This window comes from Sphaerochaeta sp. S2 (genome assembly GCF_016406725.1).
GTDB lineage: Bacteria > Spirochaetota > Spirochaetia > Sphaerochaetales > Sphaerochaetaceae > Sphaerochaeta.
Map to the genome: position 1 here is coordinate 1 of NZ_JAEKNT010000204.1, position 2598 is coordinate 2598.

At 44.9% G+C, this 2598-nt stretch carries 3 protein-coding genes; all 3 read left to right on the top strand.

Features of this window, described 5'->3' with window-relative positions; translation table 11 throughout:
* Positions 1-192, top strand: a 192-nt coding sequence (locus JF818_RS05655) for a glycine betaine ABC transporter substrate-binding protein (protein WP_304945007.1), incomplete at its 5' end; no start/stop codon positions are given.
* Between the two features lie 222 nt (positions 193-414).
* Positions 415-858 carry a hypothetical protein gene (locus JF818_RS05660; RefSeq protein WP_198890992.1) on the top strand — a complete coding sequence of 148 codons (444 nt, stop codon included), beginning with the start codon at positions 415-417 and terminating at the stop codon, positions 856-858.
* A gap of 125 nt (positions 859-983) precedes the next feature.
* A complete protein-coding gene (locus JF818_RS05665; RefSeq protein ID WP_198890993.1) occupies positions 984-2567 on the top strand; it encodes a PocR ligand-binding domain-containing protein in 1584 nt (527 codons plus the stop codon).
* The last annotated feature ends 31 nt before the right edge of the window (positions 2568-2598 follow it).

Here is a 2598-nt window from a genome sequence, read left to right on the forward strand (position 1 = left end):
GTATATGCCCCTTCCCCGATCATACGCTCAGAAGTGCTTGAACAGAGTCCTGAAATTGCGACTCTCCTTGAACCTGTTTACCAAAGTCTTGACCTTGAAACACTGCAGTTGCTCAACAGCAGGATTGCTGTTGAAGGACAACCAGCCAGGATGGTCGCTGAGAACTATCTCAAGGAAAAGAAGTTCCTTTAGTGATCTGTAACAGCATAAACTTGTAACTGGGCTTGGTGCGGATCGGACAGAGGACAAGGCCAAGGAAGCGAAGATATCGAGATATCTGAGCTGACACGAACGAAGTCCATCGGTTTGATAGGCCCAAGAAAGTAAAGATTTACATATTACAGATCACTAGGAGTATATATGGATATTCTTTCCTGGGTATTGATTGCATTCATCACCTAGGAGACACTCAATGTGGTGTTACTTTACAGGATGCCTTCCTCGACACGGGGGAATGCCGTTGGAGTGTTCAAGGCCTATGAGAAATCACAAAAGGACCCAGAAATTGGGGAGTTTGTTACCTATCTCATCAATTGGGTAGCAGGCACCAAATTGATTTTCATCGTGCTGATCATTGGAATTGTCATCACAGGAGGGAAAGAGACCAAGGTATTCAGCGTAATTGCCCTGATTTTCTCGATTATGACTTTTTATTCACAATTGTACCCAAGACTGAAACATATGGACACTGAGCACCAGCTCAGTGTCAGTGGGTACTCCAAGTCGCTGGCAATTATGATTCCCCAACGGAGCGAGAGGAAAGGAACCATCATGATGCTTCCTCTCCCGAGCGAGTGCAGGGAAAGTAAGATGAGATACCCCGTTCCTTGGGGCGGAAAAGGAGGTAACGCCTCCTAGGTTCAGGGCTTGACCTAAGGTATTGACACCTTTCATTGGTGGTTTTATTTGGTATTCACGGTCGCAGTAGTTTTTGTTCTCTGTACATTGTGATTGGTCGTTTTGAGAAATTGAGGTAGGCTTCAATGAAGAGAAACAGTTTGGAATATCTCGATATGGAGCGGGTAAACTCCCTGCTTGAAGGGTTCAATAAATCCACCGGATTTGTTACTGCTATTCTTGATCTTAATGGCAAGATACTCTCTAAATCTGGGTGGAGAAAAATTTGTACTGATTTCCATCGTATCAATCCATTGACCGGTGAGAGGTGTACACAAAGTGATACCATCCTAGCACAAAATTGCAAGGATCATGAGCAATATCACTTCTATACTTGCTTGAATGGATTGGTGGATGTTGCCGTACCGATCATCATCCAAGGTGAACATGTTGCAAACTTGTTCTCGGGACAATTCTTCTTTGAGAAACCTGATCTGCAGTTTTTCAAAGATCAGGCAATCCATTTCGGATTTGATACAGCATCATATCTACAAGCTCTCAGTGAGGTACCGGTTGTCTCCAAGGAGCATGTGACCAAGGTGATGGATTTCCTGCTCAACATGACCCAGCTGATCAGTGAGATGACACTCCAGAGAATTGAACAGATTGAATTGAACAAAGCCTTGCGACAGAGTGAAAAGGCGCTTAGAGAGAGCTATGAACGTTTCAGAATTGCACAAGATATGTCCCCTGATGGGTTTACCATCCTTCGGCCGGTACGTGGTGAACAAGGAAACATAGTCGATTTTACCTGGGTGTACGAGAATGCTGCAATTGCAGCATTGAATGGTACTGACCCTGAAAAGGTAATTGGACTGCATTTGCTTGATCTGTTCCCAGACCATAGAAACAGCAAGATGTTTCAAATGTATCAAGATGTTGTTCTTTCTGGAAAAAGCCAGACATTGGAGATTGGTTATGAGGGCGAGAGCATATCCAGACCAATATGGTTGAGATTGGTTGTCGTTCCCATGACAGGGGATATCGCTATTCTTGCCCAAGACCTAACGGAACGCAAACAGGCAGAGGAACGTCTACAATTTCAACATGACCATGATTTCCTCACGAATCTCTATAACCGAGGTTACTTGGAAAGAGCGTTGATACGTCTGCAAGACGAGTGCTTTCTCCCCGGCTCCCTGATTATTGCAGATACCAATGGATTGAAGCTGATCAATGATTCCTTTGGACATACCATGGGAGATGAAGTATTGAGGAAAGCTGCGGAACGGTTACAACATTTCGCCAAACCAGGAGATATTGTTGCCCGTTATGGGGGTGATGAATTCATTATGGTGCTGCCCAATACCTCCAGAGCCGAGGCAGAAGCTCGTCTTCAGGAAATAGCATCTACCGGGAGTGAGACTGAGCATGACCCCATTCCATTGACCCTGGCCTATGGGTACGATACTCGTAGCAGCCTGCAAGAAGACTTTGCGGCCGTCTTCAAACAAGCAGAAGATATGATGTATCGGAACAAACTGTACGAAAGTTCCAGCACCAAGAACAAGACCATCAAATTGGTCATCAACTCGCTGTTTGCAAAAAGCAACCGGGAGTCGGAACATTCCAAACGAGTAAGCGCATTGTGTGAATTCATTGCAAGGAAACTCCAGATGTCCACGATTGAGATTCATCGAATGGTGAGCATCAAACCAAATACACCATAACAATCTCTTCGACTATCCCCTAGCATAGGGC